The following is a 23,077-nucleotide window of genomic DNA, read 5'->3' on the forward strand; positions in this document are numbered from 1 at the left end:
ACTGGCCGCCGTATATTCCTTAACCAATTGATGAGATGACCGTGCTCAAAGCACTCAAGAAAATGTTCGGTAAAAGCGAGACTGAGCAGCTCGCGCCAGTCTCCAGCGCTCCGTCTCACAGCCCCAGCCACCGCACCGACGGTAATCAGCCTGGCCGGACCGCCCCCGTAGCGGCACCGAAACAAGAGCCTGTGGCGACACCGGCCGTCCAGCCTGTTGAAGCGGCGGCTGCCGAGCAACCACGCAGCGAAGCGCCGAAGCCCGCCAAACCGCGTCGTGAACCCAAGCCAAAAGCGCCGGTCATCCCCTGGAAACTCGAAGACTTCGTCGTCGAACCCCAGGAAGGCAAAACCCGATTCCACGATTTCAAACTTGCCCCGGAACTGATGCACGCCATCCAGGACCTCGGCTTTCCGTATTGCACGCCGATCCAGGCTCAGGTGCTGGGCTTCACCCTCGCGGGCAAAGACGCCATCGGTCGCGCCCAGACCGGCACCGGCAAAACCGCGGCGTTCCTGATTTCGATCATCACCCAGTTGCTGCAAACCCCGCCGCCGAAAGAGCGCTACATGGGTGAGCCACGGGCGCTGATCATCGCGCCGACCCGTGAACTGGTGGTGCAGATCGCCAAGGACGCCGCCGACCTGACCAAGTACACCGGCCTCAACGTCATGACGTTTGTCGGCGGCATGGACTTCGACAAGCAGCTCAAGCACCTCGAAGCGCGTCATTGCGACATCCTCGTCGCCACCCCGGGCCGCCTGCTCGACTTCAACCAGCGCGGCGACGTGCACCTGGACATGGTCGAAGTGATGGTCCTGGACGAAGCCGACCGCATGCTCGACATGGGCTTCATCCCGCAAGTGCGTCAGATCATTCGCCAGACGCCGCCGAAGAACGAGCGCCAGACGTTGCTGTTCTCCGCGACCTTCACCGATGACGTGATGAACCTCGCCAAGCAATGGACCACCGACCCGTCGATCGTCGAGATCGAAGCGCAGAACGTGGCCAGCGAAAACGTCGAGCAGCACATCTACGCGGTGGCCGGTGCCGACAAATACAAACTGCTCTACAACCTGGTCAACGACAACGGCTGGGAGCGGGTGATGGTCTTCGCCAACCGCAAGGATGAAGTGCGGCGCATCGAAGAACGCCTGGTGCGTGACGGCGTCAACGCCGCGCAATTGTCTGGCGACGTGCCGCAGCACAAGCGCATCAAGACCCTGGAAGGTTTCCGCGAAGGCAAGATCCGCGTGTTGGTAGCCACCGACGTGGCCGGGCGCGGCATTCACATCGACGGCATCAGCCACGTGATCAACTTCACCTTGCCGGAAGTCCCGGACGACTACGTGCACCGTATCGGTCGTACCGGCCGTGCCGGCGCCGATGGCGTGTCGATCAGTTTTGCCGGTGAAGACGACTCCTACCAGCTACCGTCCATCGAGGCGCTGCTGGGTCGCAAAATCAGCTGCGAAACCCCTCCGACGCATCTATTGCGGGCGGTTGAGCGCAAGCGTCCGTAACAGCGGGTCGCAATAAAAGAAGCGCAGCCGGCAACGGACTGCGCTTTTTTTTTCGTTCGTCGTTTTTTTTCAACAGGAGCTTGCCCGACAGAACTAAAAGTCCATAATGGACAAAATAGTTTACTTGCCATTCCCGGAGCCGACCATGTCCAGCACGCCCTATGTGATCACCCAACCCCAGGCCCGCGAACTGCTGGCACAGGTCGACGTTCCGCAGATCCTGCGCAAGCTGTTCCGCGATCTGGCGGCCGGGCAAGCGGTGCAGCCGGCGCAACAACTGGTGGAGTTTCCCAAGGGCGCCGGCGATTTCATCAATTACTTGGGCGTGCTGGCCGAAGACGGGGTGTACGGGGTCAAGACCTCGCCTTACATCGTCCGCGAACAAGGCCCATTGGTGACCGCATGGACTTTGCTGATGTCGATGCAGACCGGCGAGCCGCTGCTGTTGTGCGACGCCGGCGAACTGACCACCGCGCGCACCGCCGCGACAACCGCGGTGGCGGTCGATGCCCTCGCCCCGCTGAATGCGCAGCGCCTGGCGATCATCGGCAGTGGCAAGGTTGCGCTGGCGCACCTGCATTACGTCAAAGACCTGCGCGACTGGGAAAGCATCCACCTTTTCTCGCCGAACCTGAGCGACCTCAGCCCTGAAGCCGTGGCGCAGATCAAAAGCCTCGACCCACGGCTGACCCTTGTCGACACGCGCGAAGCGGCCGTTCAGGACGCCGACGTGATCATGCTGTGCACTTCGTCTGCCGGCCCGGTGATCGACCCTTCCAGCCTGACCAAACCGGCATTGATCACTTCCATCAGCACCAATGCCCCACGCGCCCATGAAGTGCCGCCGCAGAGCCTCAATGACATGCAGGTGTTCTGCGACTATCGTCTGACCACGCCGGGCTCGGCGGGTGAAATGCTGATTGCCGGCGAACAGCACGGCTGGGACGCAAGCGCCATCGTCGGCGACCTGCCGGGCTTGATCAGCGAAAAAGTCCAGCGCCCCGGCTATGACCGTCACGTGTTCTTCCGCTCCATCGGCCTGGGCCTGGAAGACATCGCACTGGCCAATGCCATCTACCGCCTGAAACCCTGACACCCCCCCTGTAGGAGCGAGGCTTGCCCGCGAAGGCAGTGTGTCATTAAACATATATTGAGAATGACACACCGCCTTCGCGGGCAAGCCTCGCTCCTACAGGGGGCACCGACACTATTGGCATTTGCGCTCGACAGGAGACATTCATGAGCCAGGCAGACTTCATCATCATCGGCGGCGGGATCGCCGGCGCTTCCACCGGTTTCTGGCTGTCGCAGCACGCCCGAGTGATCGTGCTCGAACGCGAATCCCATCCGGCCTACCACTCCACCGGACGCTCGGCGGCGCTATTCACCGCCGCTTACGGCACACCGCAGGTCCGAGCACTGACCCAGGCCAGCCGCGACTTCTTCGACGCCCCGCCTGCCGGTTTCTGCGAACACCCGCTGCTGACTCCGCGCGGCGAAATGACCGTGGACTTCACCGGCGACCCGGCCGAGCTCAACAACCAATACCTGAGCGCCAAAGCCACGGTGCCAGAGATGCAACTGCTCAGCGCCGACGAGGCCTGCGCGCGTTTGCCGATCCTGCGCCGGGAAAAAGTCTACGGCGCGATCTACGATCCGACCGCCAGCGACATCGACACCGACGCCTTGCACCAGGGTTACCTGCGTGGCATCCGACGCAATAAAAGTGAAGTGCATACCGACACTGAAGTCCTGAGCCTGACCCGCGACGGCGAAGGTGTGTGGCAGGTTCAAACCAACGGCCAGACCTTCAGCGCCCCGGTCATCATCAACGCTGCCGGCGCCTGGGCCGACAAGATCGGCGAACTGGCCGGCGCGAAGCCGCTGGGCCTGCAACCGAAGCGCCGTGCAGCATTCATCTTCGCCGGGCCGGAAGGCGCGGACATCCACCATTGGCCGATGCTGGTCAGCCTCGACGAGTCGTTCTACATGAAGCCGGACGCCGGCATGTTCCTTGGCTCGCCGGCCAACGCCGACCCGGTTGAACCACACGACGTGCAGCCCGAAGAACTGGACATCGCCATGGGCATCTACCAGATCGAAGAAGCCACCACCCTGACCATCCGCCGTCCGACCCGCACCTGGGCCGGTCTGCGCAGCTTCGTCGCCGACGGCGATTTGCTGTCCGGGTTCGATCTGCAGGTGCCGGGGCTGTTCTGGGTTGCGGCGCAAGGCGGTTACGGCATCCAGACCTCGCCCGCCATGGGCCAGGCCAGCGCCGCGCTGGTACGCGGCGAAGCACTGCCCGAGCAACTCAAGCGTTTTGGCCTGGACGCCGGGATGCTGTCCCCTGCTCGCCTGGGCTGACCGGCGTCCTCAGGTGACGTGTCGACACGATTACGGCAAACTTCCAGCGCCCTTTTTGCAGGGCGCTGACGCTGCCTGGAGCTCCATTGTATGAACGCACCTGTAAAAGACCCGGCCCTGGACAACTTCCGCGCGATCGCCGATGCAATCGCCACGTTGTTCTTCCCCCACGCCGAGGTGGTGCTGCACGATCTGCGCACACAGAAAGTCGACTACATCGCCAACAACCTGTCGAAACGGGAAGTGGGTGACGACTCGGCGCTGGAAGACATGCTCAGCGATGACATCAGCGAACGAAACATCGGGCCGTACGAAAAGTTGAACTGGGATGGTCAGAAAATTCGCAGCTTGAGCAGCGTGCTGCGCGACAGCGACGGTCATCCGCTGGCGGTGCTGTGCATCAACCTGAATATTTCGCTGTTCGAAAACGCCAAGGCCGCGCTGGACCTGTTCCTGTCGCCGAGCAAGCTGATTCCGCAACCGGACTCACTGTTCCGCGATGATTGGCAGGAGCGCATCAATACCTTCCTTCACGGCTGGCTGCGCGAACGTCAACTGAGCCTGAACCTGCTGACCCGCGACCACAAACGCGAACTGGTACTGGCCCTGCACGCCGAAGGCGCCTTCAAAGGCAAAAGCGCCTCGAACTATGTGGCCAACGTGCTGAACATGGGACGGGCGACGGTGTACAAACACCTGAAAGAATTGAAAGGCTGAAACACCCCGGATTGCCAGCGACACACGCCCTTTAGGAGCACGGCTTGCCGGCGAAGGCGTCCTCAAGATCGCCATCGCCAGCAAGCCGGCTCCTACAGGTTCCGCGTAAGTCACACGATGTTGATGCGCCCCGAATCCGTAGGAGCCGGCTTGCTGGCGATGCGATTTCAAAGACGCCATCGCCGGCAAGCCGGCTCCTACAAGGTTCTGCGCCAGTCACACAACTCTGATGCGTCCCCAAATCTGTAGGAGCCGGCTTGCTGGCGAAAGCGATCTTGAGGACGCCTTCGCAGGCAAGCCTTGCTCCTACGGGTTTTGTGTTTATTCCAACGCCGAAGCCGGGCCGAAGAACTCGTAGCGGCTTTGCTTCTCCGGCACACCCAAGGCTTTCAGGTGACGCTTCACCGCCGCCATGAAGCCTTTAGGCCCCAGGAAGTACGCATCCAGATCACGCTGTTGTGGCAACCACTCACCCAGTTGTTCCTGACTCAACAACCCGACCTTGTGCGCCGCTGGGCTCACGCCGTCATCTTCGTCGTAGCAGTAGAAACGCTTGAGTTGCGGGTGACGCTCAGCCAATCCATCAATCCAGTCACGGAACGCGTGAACACTGCCATTGCGTGCGCAGTGGATAAAATGCACCGGCCGCTTGGTTTCCAGTGCCGCTTCCAGCATCGCCAGGGTCGGGGTAATACCAACGCCGCCGCTGATCAGCACCAACGGTTTATCGCTGTCGCTCAGGGTGAATTCGCCCGATGGCGGGAACAGCTGAATGCTGGCGCCTACGTGCAGTTGATCATGCAAATGGTTCGAGGCACGGCCACCGTGTTCACGCTTGACGCTGATACGGTACTGGCCTTTGTTCGCCAGGGCTGACAGCGAATAGTTACGACGAATCTCTTCGCCATCGAGGATCAGTTTCATGCCGATGTACTGGCCGGGTTCAGCCGCGAGGATCGGACCTTTGTCCGCCGGCTCGAAGTAGAACGAAATGATTTCCGCGCTTTCCTCGACCTTGGCCGCAACGATGAACTCCCGCGCACCGCGCCAGCCGCCCGGGGCCTGTTCTTTCTGGTCGTAGATGCTGGTTTCAGCGCCGATCAGGATCTCGGCCAGTTGACCGTACGCCGCGCCCCAGGCACTCATCACTTCCGGCGTGGCAATCTCGTCACCCAACACTTCGGAAATCGCACGCAACAGGCAGGTGCCGACAATCGGGTAGTGTTCCGGGAGGATTTGCAGCGCCACGTGCTTGTTGATGATTTTGGCCACCAGGTCGCCCAATTGGTCGAGCTGATCGATGTGGCGCGCATACATCAACACGCCGTTGGCCAGGGCGCGGGGTTGATCACCGGTGGCCTGGTGCGCCTGGTTGAATAGCGGGCGGACTTCCGGGTATTCGGAGAGCATCATGCGGTAAAAATGCGTGATCAATGCTTCGCCGCCGCTTTCCAGCAACGGTACAGTGGATTTGACGATTGCACGGTCTTGAACGCTAAGCATAAGGTGACTCCTGAACGACTTGGTTTTCTAATTGACTGCCCTATGCTTATCAGTTTCCGTGCCAGTTATTTAATCGTTATAAATCAACAAGTTAAAAACATTCTAGTCATAACGACACCCCCTGCCTTATAGTCATACCGACTACACGGAGTCACTATGACTGCAAAATCCTTGCTCACCACACTGCTTCCCCTGGTCTCGGACCTGTCCCGCGAACTCCCCGAGGGCGAGCGCTATCGGCGCCTGCTCGAAGCCATGCGCGCCTTGCTTCCCTGCGACGCCGCCGCGCTGTTGCGCCTCGATGGCGAGTGGCTGGTGCCGCTGGCCGTCGACGGGTTGAGCACCGACACCCTCGGCCGACGCTTCAAGGTCAGCGAACACCCTCGCTTCGAAGCCCTTCTCAGCAGCCCCGGCCCGACCCGTTTCGCCGCCGACAGCGACATGCCCGATCCTTATGACGGACTGGTCGATGGCCTCGACGATCACCTTGAAGTCCATGACTGCATGGGTTGCCCGCTGTTTATCGACGAACGTCCGTGGGGTTTGCTGACCCTCGACGCCCTCGACCCGGAACGCTTGGAACCGATCGAACTGGACGCCCTGCAAGCCTTCGCCAGCCTTGCCGCCGCCACGGTCAATGCCGCCGAGCGCATCGAACGGCTGGCCAATCGTGTTGAAGACGAGCATCAACGCGCCGAGGTGTACCGACAGGCCAGCGGCCAGCAGAACCGCGAAATGATCGGTCAGAGCAAGGCCCACAAACGCTTGGTCGAAGAGATCAGCCTGGTCGGCGGCAGTGACCTGACCGTGTTGATCACCGGCGAAACCGGGGTCGGCAAGGAACTGGTGGCCCAGGCGATTCACGCCGCCTCGCCCCGGGCCGACAAGCCGATCATCAGCCTCAACTGCGCCGCGCTGCCGGATACGCTGGTGGAAAGCGAACTGTTCGGCCATGTGCGCGGCGCCTTCACCGGGGCAACCAGCGACCGTCGCGGCAAATTCGAACTGGCCAATGGCGGCACGCTGTTTCTCGATGAAGTCGGCGAACTGTCGCTGACGGTGCAGGCCAAATTGCTGCGCGTGCTGCAAAGCGGTCAATTGCAGCGACTGGGTTCGGACAAGGAACATCAAGTCGATGTGCGACTCATCGCCGCGACCAATCGCGACCTGGCTGAGGAAGTGCGCAGTGGCCGTTATCGTGCCGACTTCTACCACCGTTTGAGCGTTTACCCGCTATTGGTGCCGGCCCTGCGGGATCGCGGGCGGGATGTGCTGCTGCTCAGCGGTTTCTTCCTGGAGCAGAACCGTTCGCGCATGGGCCTCAACAGCCTGCGCCTGAACAGCGATGCCCAGGCGTCGCTGCTCGCGTATGACTGGCCAGGTAACGTGCGAGAGCTGGAGCACTTGATTGGGCGCAGCGCGTTGAAAGCGCTGGGTAACTGCAGGGAACGGCCGAAGATTCTCAGCTTGAGTGCGGCGGATCTGGATTTGCCCAGTGGCAGCGTTGAGGTAACGCCCGAGTCGCCGACCGCGACGCCAGTGACGTTGGTGTCAGGGGATTTGCGCGAGGCGACTGAAAGTTATCAGCGGCAATTGATCAGTGCTTGCCTGGATCGGCACCACAATAACTGGGCGAGCGCGGCGCGTGAGCTGGGCTTGGATCGGGCAAATCTCGGAAGAATGGCCAAAAGACTGGGCATGAAATGAACGCTTTTGTAGGAGCCGGCTTGCTGGCGATGGCATCACCACGGTTTGTCTGACGGACCGCGGTGATGCTATCGCCAGCAAGCCGGCTCCTACAGGTCGGGACAGCATTTCGCCGTACATCGGCATTTAGCCTAAAGCCTGCCCCCATCAAGTCGATAACCCGGCATCGATAGCTTTTGGCGACTTCCATTCGCCCATCACCTTTTTCCACAGAAGGTTTTTATGTCCTCCACCAAAGCCCGCGCAGATTCACTTTCGCTTCTGCTGTTTACCTTGCGCAGCGGCAAGTTGATGGCGATCAACCTGCTCAAGGTCAGTGAAATCATTCCCTGCCCGCCGCTGACCAAGCTGCCGGAGTCGCACCCTCACGTCAAAGGCATCGCCACCCTGCGCGGCGCGTCGTTGTCGGTGATCGACCTGAGCCGTGCGATCGGCGAGCGGCCGCTGGAAGACCCGAATGGCGGCTGCCTGATCGTCACCGACGTCAGCCGCTCCAAGCAGGGCCTGCACGTTCAGGCGGTGAGCAAGATCGTCCACTGCCTGACCACCGACATCCGTCCGCCGCCCTTCGGCTCCGGCGGTGTGCGCTCGTACATCACTGGCGTGACCTCGGTCGACGGCACGCTGGTGCAGGTGCTGGACATCGAAAAGGTCATCCACGGCATCGCCCCGGCGCAGATCGAAACGGCCCCGACCGAACTGAGCATGGAAGACGCGGAAGTGCTCGGCAACGCGCGCATTCTGGTGGTCGATGACAGCCAGGTGGCCCTGCAGCAATCGGTGCACACCCTGCGCAACCTCGGCCTGCAATGCCATACCGCGCGCAGTGCCAAGGAAGCCATCGATTGCCTGCTGGACCTGCAAGGCACCGCCCAGCAGATCAACCTGATTGTTTCAGACATCGAAATGTCAGAGATGGACGGCTACGCCTTCACCCGCACCCTGCGCGAAACCCCGGATTTTGCGCACCTGTATGTGCTGCTGCACACCTCGCTCGACAGCGCGATGAACAGCGAAAAAGCGCGTCTGGCCGGCGCCAACGCGGTGCTGACCAAGTTCTCTTCGCCGGACCTGACCAAGTGCCTGATCGAAGCGGCCAAGGCGGTCGCCGAACAAGGTCACTGAGTTGGCCGAGGCTTTTTGTTTTCTGATGCGGCGCAACCTGGCGGAGGTTGTGCCCGCAATCACCTGGCCTCAGGGCATTGTCCTGCACGAATATCGTCCAGAACTGGCAGAAGACGTTCATCGTTTGATGGAACTGGGTTACCTGGACGGTGGCGGTCGCGTGCCGGCATTGGATATCTGGCAACAGCGGTTTGAGACTGACCCTGAATACGATCCCTCCCTGTGCTTCATTGCGCAGGATGCCGACGGTATCGTGGCTGTATGCCAGTGCTGGACCAGCGCCTACATCAAGAATCTGGTCGTGCACCCGCGAGCCCAGGGTCGGGGTTTGGGCCGGGCGTTGTTGTTGAATGCATTCAATGTGTTTCAGCAGCGTCGCGAAGGTTTTGTGGATTTGAAGGTATTGGAAGACAACCTTCGGGCGCAGCGGTTGTATGAAAGTGCCGGGATGACTGTGGTCCGCCGGGAGCCGGTTCCGGCCTGATACACCGCCTTCGCGGGCAAGCCTCGCTCCTACATTGTGATCACCGTACCTGTAGGAGCGAGGCTTGCCCGCGAAAGGGCCGACACATTCAACCTCATCCCATCAGGCATACTCGGCCCACCCATGCCCAAGGATGCCTGCCCCATGAAAGCCACCACCCTCACCTTCCTCTGCCTCACCGCCCTCGCCACCCAAACCCACGCCTCCAGCCCAGACGCCTGGGCCGCTTTCGACAAAGCCACGCTCGCCAGTTGCATCAAGGCCAGCGGCCTGACGGACGCTTCCCCCGTCGGCAAAGCCGCACAGTTCGATGACCGTGTCGACTACACCGCCGTGCTCCTGCAAGGCCGCTACCCGCAAAAACACATGAAAGGCCAGCAAGGCACCGAGCTGTGCCTCTACAACAAAAAAAGCAAAACCGCCTACGTGACCGAATGGGACTCCATCCGCCTACCCGCCAAATCCCGGTAAATGGCGCATAACTTGCTTCGTCGCTGACTTCTGCGGTGGCATTCTGTCGCCATTTCGGGCCCTGACAAGCGACTGATCTTTCAATGAATACAACGTTTTCCTGCGTAGGTTGCGGCAAATGCTGCAATGACCATCACGTCCCCCTGACCCTGGCCGAAGCCCGGATGTGGGCGGCCGACGGCGGTCAGGTGATCGTGCTGGTGGAAGGTTTCCTCGGTAATGGCCTTGGCCTGCCGGTGCAGCAACGCGAACATGCCGAGCGCCGTTCGGTGGTGGTTCAAAGCGGCGACTGCGAGGCCTACGTGGCCATCACGTTTGCGGCGTACAACGTCGGTCCCTGCCGGAATCTTGACGAAGACAACCTCTGCCGCATCTACGAACGCCGGCCGCTGGTGTGCCGCATCTATCCGATGGAAATCAATCCGCACATCCCCCTCAACCCTGCGATCAAGGAATGCCCGCCCGAATCGTGGGAAAAAGGCCCGGATCTGATCATTGGCGGTGAATTGGTCGATCACGAGCTCGCAGGACTCATCCAGCGTTCCCGTCAGGCGGATCGCGACGATATCCGCACCAAAGATGCGATTTGCGCCTCACTGGGGATTCGGATCACGGCCCTCAAGGGCGATGGATTCACCGCGTATCTGCCGGACATGAGCGCGTTCGCCACAGTCATCGATCAGGTGGCACAACAGCCGCTGACAGGATCGGACAGTGACTGGCAGTTCCACGTATCGGGTGACGACATCGCCGGGCAAGTGTTGGCGGCGGGTGCGCACGTGGCCACCGAGACGCCGCTCAACTATGCCTTCATTTCGTTGCGCGCGGCTTAACGGCGGGCTCGCCAAAACTCTTGCGCCAACAACCGCAAGTCTCCCGCCAACCCTGCCACATCGGTGGAATTCGCCTGGCTTTGCTGCCCTTCACTGACCGTGACCTCGCAGGCTGAGCGAATGCTGATGATGTTGCGGTTGATGTCTTCGCTGACGCTGCTCTGCTCTTCCACCGCCGAAGCGATTTGCAGGCTCATTTGCGTGATCTGATTGACCCGCCGACTGATCGCGTCCAGCGAATCGGCGGCGCGTCGGGCCTGTTCGACGCTGTTGTCCACCTGTTCACTGCTTTGTTGCATCACCACCACCGCGTCCCGCGTGCCGTTTTGCAGGGTGCTGATCATGCGCTGAATTTCGTTGGTCGATTGCTGGGTACGCTGGGCCAGGCCACGGACTTCATCGGCCACCACCGCGAAACCGCGCCCGGCATCCCCGGCACGCGCCGCTTCGATGGCCGCGTTGAGGGCCAGCAGATTGGTTTGCTCGGCGATGCTGCGGATCACATCCAGCACGCCGGTAATCTCGCTGCTGTGCCCCTCCAGTTGATGAATCACCTCGGTGGCGCGCGCCAGCTCCTCGGCCAGACGCAGCACCGCATGGCGACTTTCACTCACCAATTGATGACCTTCACGGGTTTCGTTGCCGGCCAGGTCAGCCGCCTGGGATGCTTGCTGCGCATGACCGGCAACCTCGGCCACGCTGGCAGACATCTGGTGAATCGCCGCCGCCACCTGATCGGTTTCCGCCTGCTGGGCCAGCGTGCTGTTATGACTGCCTTGCAGGTGTTCGACCAGTTCCGCCGCGTGCCCGGCCAGGCGCTGCGACGCATCGCCGATGCGCCCCACCACCGCGCCGATCTGCGCTTCGAGCATCTGGAAGGCAAACTCGATCTGGCCGAACTGATCGCGGCGACCGGTGTAAACAACCTGGCTCAACGGGTTGTCGGCAATCTGCCGGGCGCGTTCGGTCAACACTTTCAGCGGACGCAACATTAATCCGGTTCCGACCGCTGCCAAACCACTGCCCACGACAAACGCCAGTACGCCGAAAACGGCTGACGAAGGGTTTAGCCACGCCTCGATGCCCACCACACAGGCCAATGTCGCACTGAACAGCGCCGTCACCTTGAGACCCGGACTGAGCACGGGTAGCCGCTGCCACAGTGATGTACGTCCACTGCGAAGCTGTGCGTAGGCTTTTTCCGCAGCTTCGATCTGCCGCACCGAGGGTTTGGTCCGGACCGACTGATACTCAACGGCTTTGCCGTTCTGCGTCACCGGCGTGGCATAGGCGCTCACCCAATAGTGATCGCCATTCTTGCAGCGATTTTTCACCAGCCCCATCCATGAGCGGCCGCTTTTAAGGGTCTGCCACATATGCGCGAAAGCCGCCGCCGGCATGTCCGGGTGGCGCAGCAAGTTGTGCGTCGAGCCCAGCAACTCCTCACGGCTGTAGCCGCAGATGTTGATGAAATCGTCGTTGGCGTAGGTGATCGCGCTGGTCAGATCAGTGGTCGAGAGGATATTCGCATCAGCCGCAACGTCGACATTACGGCCGGTCACCGGGAGGTTGATCTTCATGGAAAGCGCGCTCGTTGGATGGAAAGAGTCGGCAGGGCTGCTGACTCTAAGCGCACTGATTCCACAAACGTTGATCTGGCTCAGGATATGAGCACTTAGCCATCACCGCGATTGAAAACCGCGGCCGATGGCCAATGGCGGGGGGGCGTTAAAACTCAGCGTTTGCCCATCGAACGACGGGTGCCGGGAGGCGCTGCGCCGGGGGTCTTGGTGTGGCCGTTCTTGGCGCCGTTCTTGTACCAGGGCTGGCTGGCGGTTTTCGCAGCGGCCAGTTCACCCGGTTTGAACGGGAACTTGAATGCCGGGATCGCGGCTTTGGTTTCGCTGTCTGCGCTGGAGTCGACGCTGTCTGGCAGGTCTGCCTGGTCGTCGCTCAAAGCGTCGGCAACCGGCGGTTGTGTCGGGGAAGTCATGAAAGCTCCGGGTGATGCAAAAGAGTCGGGCCCGGTCAGCGAGCCGCGAAAGGCGGCAGTATACCTTCACACGATCCCTGTAGGAGCGAGCCTGCTCGCGAAAAACTGCCAAGCGGCGCATTCATTCAGACAACCCGCGTTATCGTTGACGTCCATCGTCGGAACGCCGCCCGCAGCAAGCCGGCTCCTACAGGGGTTCACCGTGCCCATTGTAGGAGCCGGCTTGCTGGCGATGAGGCCAGAACAGACAACACAAACTCCAAACTGACAGCGCCGTCAGTTAGCAGTCACCTTCCTGACCGGCGAACAGGTTTATAAAGGAAGGTATAACCCTGACAAAATTCCGTCCTCCCAGCCCCGGCGCCCCACTCGCATGCGAATTCAGAAAAAACCCGCCCTGCTCGCCGCCCTCCTGATTGTCCTGGCAGCGCTGGGCGTGTGGTACGCCACCAAACCGGCCACGGCCAGACTCGCCGCGCCCACGGCGATCCCGGTTCGAGTGGTCAGCGTCGCCGAAAAAGACGTTCCTCGTTACGTCAGCGGCATCGGCTCGGTGCTGTCCCTGCACAGCGTGGTGGTACGTCCGCAGATCGACGGCATCCTCACCAGAATCCTGGTCAAGGAAGGTCAATTGGTGAACAAGGGTGATTTGCTCGCCACCATCGATGATCGCTCGATCCGCGCCAGCCTGGATCAGGCCCGCGCACAGCTCGGCGAAAGCCAGGCACAGCTGCAAGTGGCGCTGGTCAACCTCAAGCGTTACAAACTGCTGAGCGTCGACGACGGCGTGTCCAAACAGACTTACGACCAGCAACAAGCGCTGGTCAACCAGCTCAAAGCCACCGCCCAAGGCAATCAGGCGTCGATTGACGCCGCTCAGGTGCAGCTTTCCTACACACAGATTCGCTCCCCGGTCAGCGGTCGCGTGGGGATTCGTACGGTGGACGAAGGCAACTTCCTGCGCATGACCGACACCCAAGGCTTGTTCACGGTGACGCAGATCGACCCGATTGCCGTGGAATTTTCCCTGCCGCAGCAAATGCTGCCGACCCTGCAAGGCCTGATCAACGATCCGGAACACGCCCAGGTGAAGGCCTACATCGGTGCCGACACCGATGGCGAAACCGGCAACCTGCTGGGCGAAGGCCACCTGACCCTGATCGACAACCAGATCAACGCCAACACCGGGACCATCCGCGCCAAGGCCGAATTCAACAACCCTGGGCAGAAGCTGTGGCCGGGCCTGCTGGTAACGGTAAAAATTCAGACAGCGCTGGAAAAGGATGCGCTGGTGGTGCCGCCCACCGTCGTACAACGTGGCCTCGATCAACACTTTGTGTACCGGGTCAAGGGTGACAAGGTTGAAACCGTCCAGGTGCAGATGGTCTATCAAGGCAGCGGTCAGGACATCATCAAAGGCGTGAAACCAGGCGACGTGCTGGTCAGCGACGGTCAGTCGCGCCTCAAGCCCGGTTCGACGGTGCAGGTGCTGACTGACCCCGCGCAAATGGTGCAAACGGAGTCGAAGCCATGAAGGGCCACGGCTCGGTTTCCGCGTGGTGCATCGATCATCCGGTAGCGACGATCCTGCTGACGTTTGCCCTGGTACTGCTCGGCGTCATTGCGTTCCCACGGTTGCCCATCGCACCGCTGCCGGAAGCCGAATTCCCGACCATCCAGGTGGCCGCGCAACTGCCCGGCGCCAGCCCGGAAACCATGGCTTCCTCGGTGGCCACGCCGCTTGAAGTGCAATTCAGCGCCATTCCCGGCGTGACCCAGATGACCTCGAGTAGCGCCCTCGGCTCGACCAACCTGACCCTGCAATTCACCCTCGACAAAAGCATCGACACCGCCGCGCAGGAAGTGCAGGCCGCGATCAACACCGCCGCCGGCAAACTGCCCAAGGACATGCCGAACCTTCCGACCTGGCGCAAGGTCAACCCGGCCGACAGCCCGGTGCTGATTCTCAGCATCAACTCGACCCTGATGCCCGGCCCCGAACTCAGCGATCTGGTGGAAACCCTGCTGTCCCGTCAGATCAGCCAGATCGACGGTGTAGGCCAGATCAACATCACCGGCCAGCAACGTCCGGCGATTCGCGTTCAAGCCTCGGCAGACAAACTGGCCGCCATCGGCCTGACGCTGGCGGACATTCGTCTGGCGATCCAGAACACCAGCCTCAACCTGGCCAAAGGTGCGTTGTATGGCGAGTCGAGCATCTCGACGCTGTCGACCAACGATCAGTTGTTCCACCCCGAGGAATACAGCCAACTCATCGTTTCCTACAAGGACGGTGCACCGGTTCACCTGAAAGATGTCGCCAAAGTCGTCAACGGTTCGGAAGATGCCTACGTGCAAGCCTGGGCCGGTGACAAACCCGGGGTGAACCTGGTGATTTCACGGCAACCGGGGGCCAACATCGTCGAGACCGTGGATCGCATTCAGGCCGCCCTGCCCGCTCTCGAAGCGATGCTGCCGGCGTCGGTGCAGGTCAAAGTGCTGGTCGACCGAACCCAGACCATCCGCGCCTCGTTGCATGAGGTGGAAGTCACCCTGCTGATCGCGATCATGCTGGTGGTGGCGGTGATGGCGCTGTTCCTGCGTCAGTGGTCGGCGACGCTGATCGTGTCGGCTGTGCTGGGTGTGTCGCTGGTCGCCAGTTTTGCCCTGATGTACATCATGGGCTTCAGCCTGAACAACCTGACACTGGTGGCGATCGTGGTGGCCGTGGGGTTTGTGGTCGACGATGCGATTGTCGTAGTGGAGAACATTCACCGACACCTGGAGGCCGGCGACGGCATGCGCGAGGCGGCGATCAAGGGCGCCGGCGAGATTGGTTTTACCGTGGTCTCGATCAGTTTTTCGCTGGTGGCGGCGTTCATTCCGCTGCTATTCATGGGCGGCGTGGTCGGGCGGCTGTTCAAGGAATTCGCCCTGACGGCCACGTCTACGATCATGATTTCAGTGGTGGTGTCGCTGACGTTGGCGCCGACCCTCGCCGCGCTGTTCATGCGTGCGCCGGTGCATCACGCCCACAGCAAAAAAACCTTTGGCGAACGCTTGCTGGCCGGCTACGAAAAGCTCCTGCGCCGCGCCCTCGCCCATCAGAAATTGATGATCGGGGTGTTCGGCATGTCCCTGGCCCTGGCCATCGCCGGTTACATTTTTATCCCCAAAGGATTCTTCCCGGTGCAGGACACCGGTTTTGTCCTCGGCACCACCGAAGCCGCCGCCGATATTTCCTACGGCGACATGGTGAAAAAACACCTGGCGATGGCAGAAATCGTCGCGGCAGATCCAGCGGTCGCGGCGTTTTCCCACTCCGTCGGTGTGTCGGGCAGTAACCAGACCATCGCCAACGGCCGCTTCTGGATTTCCCTGAAAAAACGCAGCGAGCGCGACGTCTCGGCCAGCCAGTTCATCGACCGGATCCGTCCGCAACTGATGAAAGTCCCGGGCATCGTGCTGTACCTGCGCGCCGGCCAGGACATCAACCTCAGCTCCGGCCCGAGTCGCGCACAGTACCAATACGTGCTCAAGAGCAACGACGGCGCGACCCTCAGCACCTGGACCCAGCGCCTCACGGAAAAACTGCGCGCCAACCCGGCGTTCCGCGACATTTCCAATGACCTGCAACTGGGCGGCAGCATCACCCACATCAGCATCGACCGCAGCGCCGCCGCGCGTTTCGGCCTGACCGCCAGCGATGTCGACGAAGCGCTGTACGATGCGTTCGGTCAGCGGCAGATCAACGAATTCCAGACCCAGATCAACCAGTACAACGTGATCCTGGAACTGGACACCAGGCAACGCGGCAAAGCTGAAAGCCTCAATTATTTCTACCTGCGCTCGCCGCTCAGTGGGGAAATGGTGCCGCTGTCGGCGCTGGCGAAATTCGATGCGCCGACGGTTGGCCCGTTGTCGATCGCCCATGATGGGATGTTCCCGGCCGCCAACCTGTCGTTCAACCTGGCGCCCGGCGTGGCGCTTGGCGATGCGGTGATCATGCTCAACCAGGCCAAGGCCGAGATCGGCATGCCGGCCGCCATGAGCGGCAACTTCCAGGGCGCGGCCCAGGCGTTCCAGAGTTCGCTGGCCAGCCAGCCGTGGCTGATTCTGGCGGCGCTGGTGGCGGTGTACATCATTCTCGGCGTGCTCTACGAGAGCTTCGTCCACCCGTTGACCATCATCTCGACGCTGCCATCGGCGGGGCTCGGGGCGGTGATCATGCTGTGGATTTGCGGCCAGGATTTTTCGATCATGGCGCTGATCGGGCTGGTGCTGCTGATCGGCATCGTGAAGAAGAACGGCATCCTGATGATCGACTTCGCCCTCGACGCCCAACGCAACCGTGGCCTGCCGCCGGAAGAGGCGATTTTCCAGGCCTGCATCACGCGGTTCCGGCCGATCATCATGACCACCCTCGCCGCCCTGCTCGGCGCGCTGCCGCTGATGCTCGGCTACGGCACCGGCGCCGAACTGCGCCAGCCATTGGGGATCGCGGTAGTCGGCGGCTTGCTGGTGAGCCAGGCGCTGACGCTGTTCACCACTCCGGTCATATACTTGTGGCTGGAGCGACTATTTCATCGGCCCAAAAAACCAGCGCCCGTACCGGTGCTGGCGACCACAGACTGAGGCGGGGTCATGCGCGTTCTGATTATCGAAGACGAGGAAAAAACCGCGGACTATCTGCACCGCGGCCTGACGGAACAGGGTTACACCGTGGACCTGGCGCGGGACGGCGTTGAAGGCCTGCACCTGGCACTGGAAAGCGACTACGCGGTGATCGTCCTCGACGTGATGTTGCCGGGCCTCGACGGCTTCGGCGTGCTGCGCGCCTTGCGTGCGCGCAAGCAAACCCCGGTGATCATGCTCACCGCCCGCGAGCGTGTCGAAGACCGCATCAAAGGCCTGCGCGACGGCGCCGACGATTACCTCGGCAAACCGTTTTCCTTCCTCGAACTGGTGGCGCGCCTGCAAGCACTGACCCGGCGCAGCGGCGGCCATGAACCGGTGCAAGTGAGCATCGCCGACCTGTGGATAGATTTGATCAGCCGCAAGGCGACCCGCGCCGGCACGCGTCTGGACCTGACCGCCAAGGAGTTCTCGCTGCTCAGCGTGCTGGCCCGCCGGCAAGGGGAAATTCTCTCGAAAACGGCGATTGCGGAAATGGTCTGGGACATCAATTTCGACAGCGACGCCAACGTCGTCGAAGTCGCGATCAAACGCCTGCGCGCCAAACTCGACGGGCCGTTCGACGAGAAACTGCTGCACACGATCCGTGGCATGGGTTATGTGCTGGAGAGCCGTGGTGTCCAGTAATTCGATTGCCCTGCGCCTCAGTGGAATGTTCACGCTGGTGGCGCTTTTGGTGTTTCTGCTGATCGGCTGGGCGCTCTATCAGCAGGTCGACAAAGGCCTGGGTTTGCTGCCCGAAGCCGAACTGGACGCACGTTACAGCGTGCTCGAATCCACCGTCGGCCGTTACGGCACGCCCGAGCATTGGGTGAAGATCAACAACAAGCTCAAGCTGCTCGGCGAAGAAGACAAACGCATCAGTTTCTGGATCACCAGCGGCGATCCGCACTACGAATATGGCAACCCGACGCCGCAGATCCGCGCCTTCGCCGAAGGCCCGCTGGGCATGCGCGATTTGCAGTTGCCGGGCCAGCCTTATCCAATGAAAGTGCTGGTCAGCCAGTTCCCGGCCAAGGATCAACGCCCGCCGCTGCGCTTCATGATCGGCATCGACACCGAGACGTTTTTTCAAACCCAGCATCATCTGCTGATTGCGCTGATCAGCCTGGCGATTGTCGGCGTGCTGCTGGCCTCGGCACTCGGTTATTGGGTGGCGCGGATCGGCCTAAAGCCGTTGATCAAGTTGTCTCAGGAGGCTCAGCGCCTGGCGCCGCCGTTGCGCTCCGGGCGTTTGCGCTTATCGTCGTTGCCGCCGGAACTCAATCAGTTCGTCAACTCCTTCAACTCCACCCTGGAGCGGGTCGAACAGGCTTACTCGCGGCTTGAGTCGTTCAATGCCGACGTCGCTCATGAGCTGCGCTCACCACTGACCAATCTGATTGGTCAGACTCAGGTTGCGCTGACGCGCGGGCGTTCGGCGGAACACTATTTCGAAGTGCTGCAATCGAATCTTGAGGAGCTTGAGCGACTGCGTTCGATCATCAACGACATGCTGTTCCTCGCCAGTGCGGATCAGGGCAGCAAGGCCACCAAACTGACGTCCACCTCGCTGGCGGATGAAGTGGCGACGACGCTGGAGTATCTGGATTTCATTCTTGAAGACGCGCAGGTTCAAGTGCAGGTCCGTGGCGATGCGCAGGTACGGATCGAGATCGCGCATCTGCGTCGAGCGCTGATCAACTTGCTGAGCAACGCGGTGCAACACACCGAGCCCGGGCAGGTGATTCAGGTGCAGATCGACGTCGAGGACCATCAAGTCAGCATCGGCGTGGCAAACCCCGGTGCACCGATTGCCAACGAACATCTGCCGCGATTGTTCGAGCGCTTCTACCGGGTCGATGCGTCGCGCAGCAACAGTGGCAACAACCACGGCCTGGGGCTGGCGATCGTCAAGGCGATTGCGTTGATGCACGGCGGGGATGTGTTTGTGCGCAGTGACCACGGCATGAATACCTTCGGTATTCACCTTCCTGTCTGATCTTTCGTAGATCTGTAGGAGCCGGCTTGCTGGCGATCGGTCTTAAGTTCTGTGATGTTTTTGAAGACGCCATCGCCAGCAAGCCGGCTCCTACAGGTAGTGATCTTTGCTTATCCCGCAACAGTCCTTTATTGAATTGGCTCTGTTTCCCATCGGCCAGGATCCTTATCTTTGCGCCACCAAACAGCACTTGCCAAGCAAGAAGGTTTTAAAGATGTCCAACACTATGGGTATTGCCAGCGCTTTCGTTTTGTCCTCTTTGTTCCTCTCTCCATTCGCCATGGCTGAAGAGTCGCAGTCCTTCGTCGCACACAATGCAGCGCGCGCTGCAGCGTTTGAAGAACATCAGAGCGAAATGACGGCCAAGGCGCAGGGCGCTGCGCAAACCCCTCAAGCGTCGACCATTCAGGCCCAGCCACGGGTCGAGAAAGATAGCTGATCGCTCACATCGCTCTATTTCCCTCGACACTTTTCGTCGGCTCTTCCTGTTGAAAAGTTGTCTTCAAAGCCGCTGCTATCAGCGGCTTTTTTTTGTTGTGGTTCAAATGCTGTCCGGTTCGTCTTCCCTGACAAGAAACATCCCGCACTTCAAAACATTGAAGTGTTCAGTAGACCCAAGGAGCTGTACCGCTAGTGCGTTTCCCTCAAAGATTCAATCCGCTGTTCATTGCAATCGCCGTAACGATGCCGATCAACGCCAAGGCCGCCGATCAAGAAGGTTTTGTCGAAGGTTCGAGCCTCAACCTCAATGCTCGCAACTACTACATGAACCGCAACCGCCTGCAGCAGGCGGACGACAACATTGAATGGGGCCAGGGTTTCCTGGGGGTCTTCGAATCGGGTTTTACCGAAGGCACCGTCGGTTTCGGTCTGGATGCCCACGCCATGCTCGGGCTCAAGCTCGACGGCGGTGGCGGCACCGATAATTCGAGCATCCTGCCGGTCGGCGATGGCAATGGCAAAGCGCCGGGGTCGTTTTCGACGGCGGGTGGCACGCTGAAAATGCGCGCCTTCGATACCGAGCTGAAGGCCGGTGATCTGTTTCTCGCCAACCCGGTGATCGCCGGCGGCGAGACGCGCATGCTGCCGCAGACCTTTCGCGGCGTCAGCTTGACCAATCACAGCTTCGACGGTTTTCTGATCGAAGGTGGCCAGGCGAGTTTCACCAAGCCCTACAACCAAAGCGGTCATACGCGCATCGGCACGTCCTATGGCAGCCTCGCCGAGGGCGACGAAAGCCAGCACCTGAACTGGGCCGGCGTGGCCTGGAGCGGCCTGCCGGGGTTGACCAGCAGCCTTTACGCCGCCGAACTCAAGGACATCTGGAACCAGTATTACTACGATCTGGATTACACCTACGCGCTGAACGAACTGATCAGTCTCAATCCGGGCCTGCACGTTTATCACACGCAGGACACCGGCGATGCGCTGCTGGGCAACATCGACAACAACACTTACAGCCTGCATTTCACCGTTGGCGTGGGCAATCACAGCGTCACCGCCGCGTACCAGCGGGTCAACGGCAACACGCCGTTCGACTACATCAGCCAGGGCGACAGCATTTTTCTCGACAACTCCCAGCAGTATTCCGACTTCAATGGCCCGAATGAACGCTCGTGGAAACTCAAGTACGCCTACGACTTTATCGGACTCGGCCTACCCGGCCTGACCTCGGCGGTGTCTTACTCTCGGGGCGAGCTGGACCTGACCAAAGCCGATCCAGACAGCCGCGGCTACGCCTCGTGGTACAGCGCCGACGGCAAAAATGCCAAGCACTGGGAGCGTGACATTGATCTGAAGTACGTGGTCCAGGGCGGCAAGGCCAAGGATCTGTCGGTACGCATGCAATGGGCCACCAACCGTGGCGGCAAGGGCTACGGCGCGCTGGATCAAGACACCGACGAATACCGGCTGATCGTCGACTACCCGCTGAATGTCTTCTAAGCTTCGCTAAGCAAAAGGCCAGCATTTTTTGCTGGCCTTTTTTTTATCCGGCCTTTATACAAGCCCTCTGGACGCGACCGGTTTCTGGGACTCTGCCCGACTCTTGTAAAAAACTTTCATAACACCTTATTTGCAGAAGCCAGAACCATGAGTGTGAGCAGTGTGAAATCTCAAGATCCGATCGGGTCGACACGATCGGAGCGACTTCTGATTCTCGGCAGTGTGCTGTTGGTGATTGCGATACTCAGCATCGTGACGTTTCTGCTGATCCGTGAGCGCGCCAACGCCGAATTGTCCGCCGCTCGCGCCGCCAACAACATCGTGCAATTGATCGACGCCGACGTGCTGCGCAATGTCGAACTCTATGATATTTCCCTGCTGGGCTTGATCGCCGCCTCCCAGCGAGAGGATCTCAAGAGCGTATCTCCAGCCATTCGCCATATGGCCTATTTCGACCGCGCCACTGCCGCGCCGTACAAGGGCAATATTTTGTTGCTCGACAATAAGGGCGACGTGATCGCCGACTCGGCTTCGGTGGAGCCCAGGCAAGGCAACTACGCCGATCGCGAATACTTTCAATCTCACGTGAACAACCCGGACCCGGGCATGTTCATCAGCCCCCCCTTTAGAGCCAGGTCGCCCGAACAGGATTGGCGTATCAGTTTCAGTCGACGGCTGAGCGGCTCCCAGGGTGAGTTTCTGGGAGTAGCCGAAGCCGCCATGCGCTTGAGTTACTTCGATCAGTTGTTCAACAGTTTGAGCATCGGCCGCGATAGCACGGTCAATCTGATCAGCAAGAATGGGATTCTCCTGGCCCAGCAACCACGCCTGGCCGAAGAGCTGATTGGCAAGGATTTCAGTAATCGCCCCAATTTCCAGCGCATCGTCAAAGAAGGCAATGGCAGCTTCACCAGCATGTCCGATCGATACCGTGACAAGCGTCTGTACACCTTTTCCAAGGTCGGAAATTTGCCACTGATCGTCATCGTTGCGCTGTCCAGTGATGAAGTTTTTGCGGCCTGGAAGCGCACGGCAGTGGTGGTCAGCTCTGCAACCGTAGCCTTGTGCGTAAGCCTGCTGTGGCTGACGTGGTTGCTACGCCGTGAGTTGCGCCGGCGTCACAACGCCGAACACGAGCTGGCACAACTGGCCGCCACAGATGCCTTGACCGGTGTAGCCAACCGCCGAACGCTCGATCAAACCCTGCGCCATGAGTGGTTTCGCGCGCAACGCTCCGGCAAACCGCTGTCGGTGTTGATGATCGATGCCGACCACTTCAAGGCGTTCAACGATCAACATGGCCATCAGGCGGGTGACGATGCGCTACGGGCACTGGCCAAGGTGATCGCCGAGAACGTGCGGCGCCCAACGGATCTGGTCGCCCGCTACGGGGGGGAGGAGTTCTCGGTGGTGCTGGCGGAAACGGACAGCGCAGGCGCGCGGCAAATTGCTGAACACATTCGGTCTGCGGTGGAACAACTGCCGTTTGTGGCGGGCGTGGAATCGCCGATTACTGTCAGTATCGGCATCAGCACCTGGACTTCGACGACTGATACCAGCCTTGAACAGTTGCTGATTGCGGCGGACAAAGCGCTGTATCAGGCCAAGGAAAGTGGGCGCAATCGGGTGGTGGCTACGGAGTGAGATCTTTGCTGTAGCGGCCGGCCTCTTCGCGGGCAAGCCTCGCTCCTACAAGTGCAATGCGTACCCTGTAGGAGCGAGGCTTGCTCGCGA

19 protein-coding genes and 1 pseudogene are annotated in these 23,077 nt (G+C 60.6%); 16 read left to right on the forward strand and 4 right to left on the reverse strand.

Going from position 1 to position 23,077, the window contains the following annotated elements; all coding sequences use genetic code 11:
- The first annotated feature begins 35 nt into the window (after positions 1-35).
- From rhlB to ACM6IO_RS22370, 4 genes are all read left to right on the forward strand, one after another.
- Positions 36-1,523, forward strand: a complete 1,488-nt coding sequence (rhlB, locus tag ACM6IO_RS22355) for an ATP-dependent RNA helicase RhlB (protein ID WP_008026628.1) — start codon at positions 36-38, stop codon at positions 1,521-1,523.
- Positions 1,524-1,668: 145 nt separating this feature from the next.
- Entirely contained in the window at positions 1,669-2,616 is a 948-nt protein-coding gene (locus ACM6IO_RS22360; protein ID WP_414912252.1) for an ornithine cyclodeaminase family protein, read from the forward strand.
- A gap of 146 nt (positions 2,617-2,762) precedes the next feature.
- Positions 2,763-3,890, forward strand: a complete 1,128-nt coding sequence (locus ACM6IO_RS22365; protein ID WP_414912253.1) for an NAD(P)/FAD-dependent oxidoreductase — start codon at positions 2,763-2,765, stop codon at positions 3,888-3,890.
- Positions 3,891-3,980: 90 nt separating this feature from the next.
- Positions 3,981-4,607 carry a transcriptional regulator gene (locus tag ACM6IO_RS22370; RefSeq protein WP_008026625.1) on the forward strand — a complete coding sequence of 209 codons (627 nt, stop codon included), beginning with the start codon at positions 3,981-3,983 and terminating at the stop codon, positions 4,605-4,607.
- A gap of 321 nt (positions 4,608-4,928) precedes the next feature.
- Here the strand turns inward: ACM6IO_RS22370 and hmpA are convergent, their stop codons facing one another.
- Positions 4,929-6,110, reverse strand: a complete 1,182-nt coding sequence (gene hmpA, locus ACM6IO_RS22375; protein WP_223481129.1) for an NO-inducible flavohemoprotein — start codon at positions 6,108-6,110, stop codon at positions 4,929-4,931.
- Between the two features lie 156 nt (positions 6,111-6,266).
- Here hmpA and norR point away from each other — a divergent pair, with 156 nt between their 5' ends.
- From norR to ACM6IO_RS22400, 5 genes are all read left to right on the forward strand, one after another.
- Entirely contained in the window at positions 6,267-7,817 is a 1,551-nt protein-coding gene (gene norR / locus ACM6IO_RS22380) for a nitric oxide reductase transcriptional regulator NorR (RefSeq protein WP_207286064.1), read from the forward strand.
- Between the two features lie 222 nt (positions 7,818-8,039).
- Positions 8,040-8,942 (forward strand): chemotaxis protein CheV, encoded by a 903-nt coding sequence (locus ACM6IO_RS22385; RefSeq protein WP_008026621.1) that lies wholly within the window; start codon positions 8,040-8,042, stop codon positions 8,940-8,942.
- A 25-nt stretch (positions 8,943-8,967) separates the two neighbouring features.
- Entirely contained in the window at positions 8,968-9,426 is a 459-nt protein-coding gene (locus ACM6IO_RS22390) for a GNAT family N-acetyltransferase (protein WP_414912254.1), read from the forward strand.
- A gap of 144 nt (positions 9,427-9,570) precedes the next feature.
- Positions 9,571-9,897, forward strand: coding sequence for a hypothetical protein (locus tag ACM6IO_RS22395; RefSeq protein ID WP_192228974.1), 327 nt, complete (start codon positions 9,571-9,573; stop codon positions 9,895-9,897).
- Positions 9,898-9,980: 83 nt separating this feature from the next.
- Positions 9,981-10,730 (forward strand): YkgJ family cysteine cluster protein, encoded by a 750-nt coding sequence (locus ACM6IO_RS22400; protein ID WP_414912255.1) that lies wholly within the window; start codon positions 9,981-9,983, stop codon positions 10,728-10,730.
- Here the strand turns inward: ACM6IO_RS22400 and ACM6IO_RS22405 are convergent.
- The 3 genes and pseudogenes from ACM6IO_RS22405 to ACM6IO_RS22415 all read right to left on the reverse strand — a co-directional run bounded on the left by ACM6IO_RS22405 (position 10,727) and on the right by ACM6IO_RS22415 (position 12,723).
- On the reverse strand, positions 10,727-11,770 hold the full coding sequence (locus ACM6IO_RS22405) for a methyl-accepting chemotaxis protein (RefSeq protein WP_414912264.1): 1,044 nt from the start codon (positions 11,768-11,770) through the stop codon (positions 10,727-10,729). The two genes, ACM6IO_RS22400 and ACM6IO_RS22405, sit on opposite strands and share 4 nt — an antisense overlap.
- A 258-nt stretch (positions 11,771-12,028) precedes the next feature.
- Positions 12,029-12,310 (reverse strand): annotated as a pseudogene (locus ACM6IO_RS22410) (PAS domain-containing protein); the annotation flags it as partial.
- Between the two features lie 155 nt (positions 12,311-12,465).
- Positions 12,466-12,723: a hypothetical protein gene (locus ACM6IO_RS22415; protein WP_008026610.1), complete on the reverse strand. Its 258-nt coding sequence runs from the start codon at positions 12,721-12,723 to the stop codon at positions 12,466-12,468.
- A 373-nt stretch (positions 12,724-13,096) separates the two neighbouring features.
- On the opposite strand from ACM6IO_RS22415, the gene ACM6IO_RS22420 reads away from it, so the two are divergent.
- From ACM6IO_RS22420 to ACM6IO_RS22450, 7 genes are all read left to right on the forward strand, one after another.
- Positions 13,097-14,257 carry an efflux RND transporter periplasmic adaptor subunit gene (locus ACM6IO_RS22420; RefSeq protein WP_280162174.1) on the forward strand — a complete coding sequence of 387 codons (1,161 nt, stop codon included), beginning with the start codon at positions 13,097-13,099 and terminating at the stop codon, positions 14,255-14,257.
- Positions 14,254-17,358, forward strand: a complete 3,105-nt coding sequence (locus ACM6IO_RS22425) for a multidrug efflux RND transporter permease subunit (RefSeq protein WP_008037306.1) — start codon at positions 14,254-14,256, stop codon at positions 17,356-17,358. The genes ACM6IO_RS22420 and ACM6IO_RS22425 overlap by 4 nt, the downstream gene beginning before the upstream one ends.
- Positions 17,359-17,367: 9 nt before the next feature.
- Positions 17,368-18,045, forward strand: a complete 678-nt coding sequence (locus ACM6IO_RS22430; RefSeq protein ID WP_007916978.1) for a heavy metal response regulator transcription factor — start codon at positions 17,368-17,370, stop codon at positions 18,043-18,045.
- Positions 18,035-19,399, forward strand: coding sequence for a heavy metal sensor histidine kinase (locus tag ACM6IO_RS22435; RefSeq protein ID WP_008032291.1), 1,365 nt, complete (start codon positions 18,035-18,037; stop codon positions 19,397-19,399). The genes ACM6IO_RS22430 and ACM6IO_RS22435 overlap by 11 nt, the downstream gene beginning before the upstream one ends.
- Positions 19,400-19,613: 214 nt before the next feature.
- Positions 19,614-19,838: a hypothetical protein gene (locus ACM6IO_RS22440; protein ID WP_032832350.1), complete on the forward strand. Its 225-nt coding sequence runs from the start codon at positions 19,614-19,616 to the stop codon at positions 19,836-19,838.
- 194 nt (positions 19,839-20,032) lie between these two features.
- Complete coding sequence (locus ACM6IO_RS22445) at positions 20,033-21,343, forward strand: OprD family porin (RefSeq protein WP_414912256.1); 1,311 nt, start codon at positions 20,033-20,035, stop codon at positions 21,341-21,343.
- A 147-nt stretch (positions 21,344-21,490) separates the two neighbouring features.
- Positions 21,491-22,987 (forward strand): sensor domain-containing diguanylate cyclase, encoded by a 1,497-nt coding sequence (locus tag ACM6IO_RS22450; protein WP_192228969.1) that lies wholly within the window; start codon positions 21,491-21,493, stop codon positions 22,985-22,987.
- Positions 22,988-23,077 lie beyond the last annotated feature (90 nt).

The organism is Pseudomonas sp. IT-P44 (genome assembly GCF_949768225.1).
Lineage (GTDB): Bacteria > Pseudomonadota > Gammaproteobacteria > Pseudomonadales > Pseudomonadaceae > Aquipseudomonas > Aquipseudomonas migulae.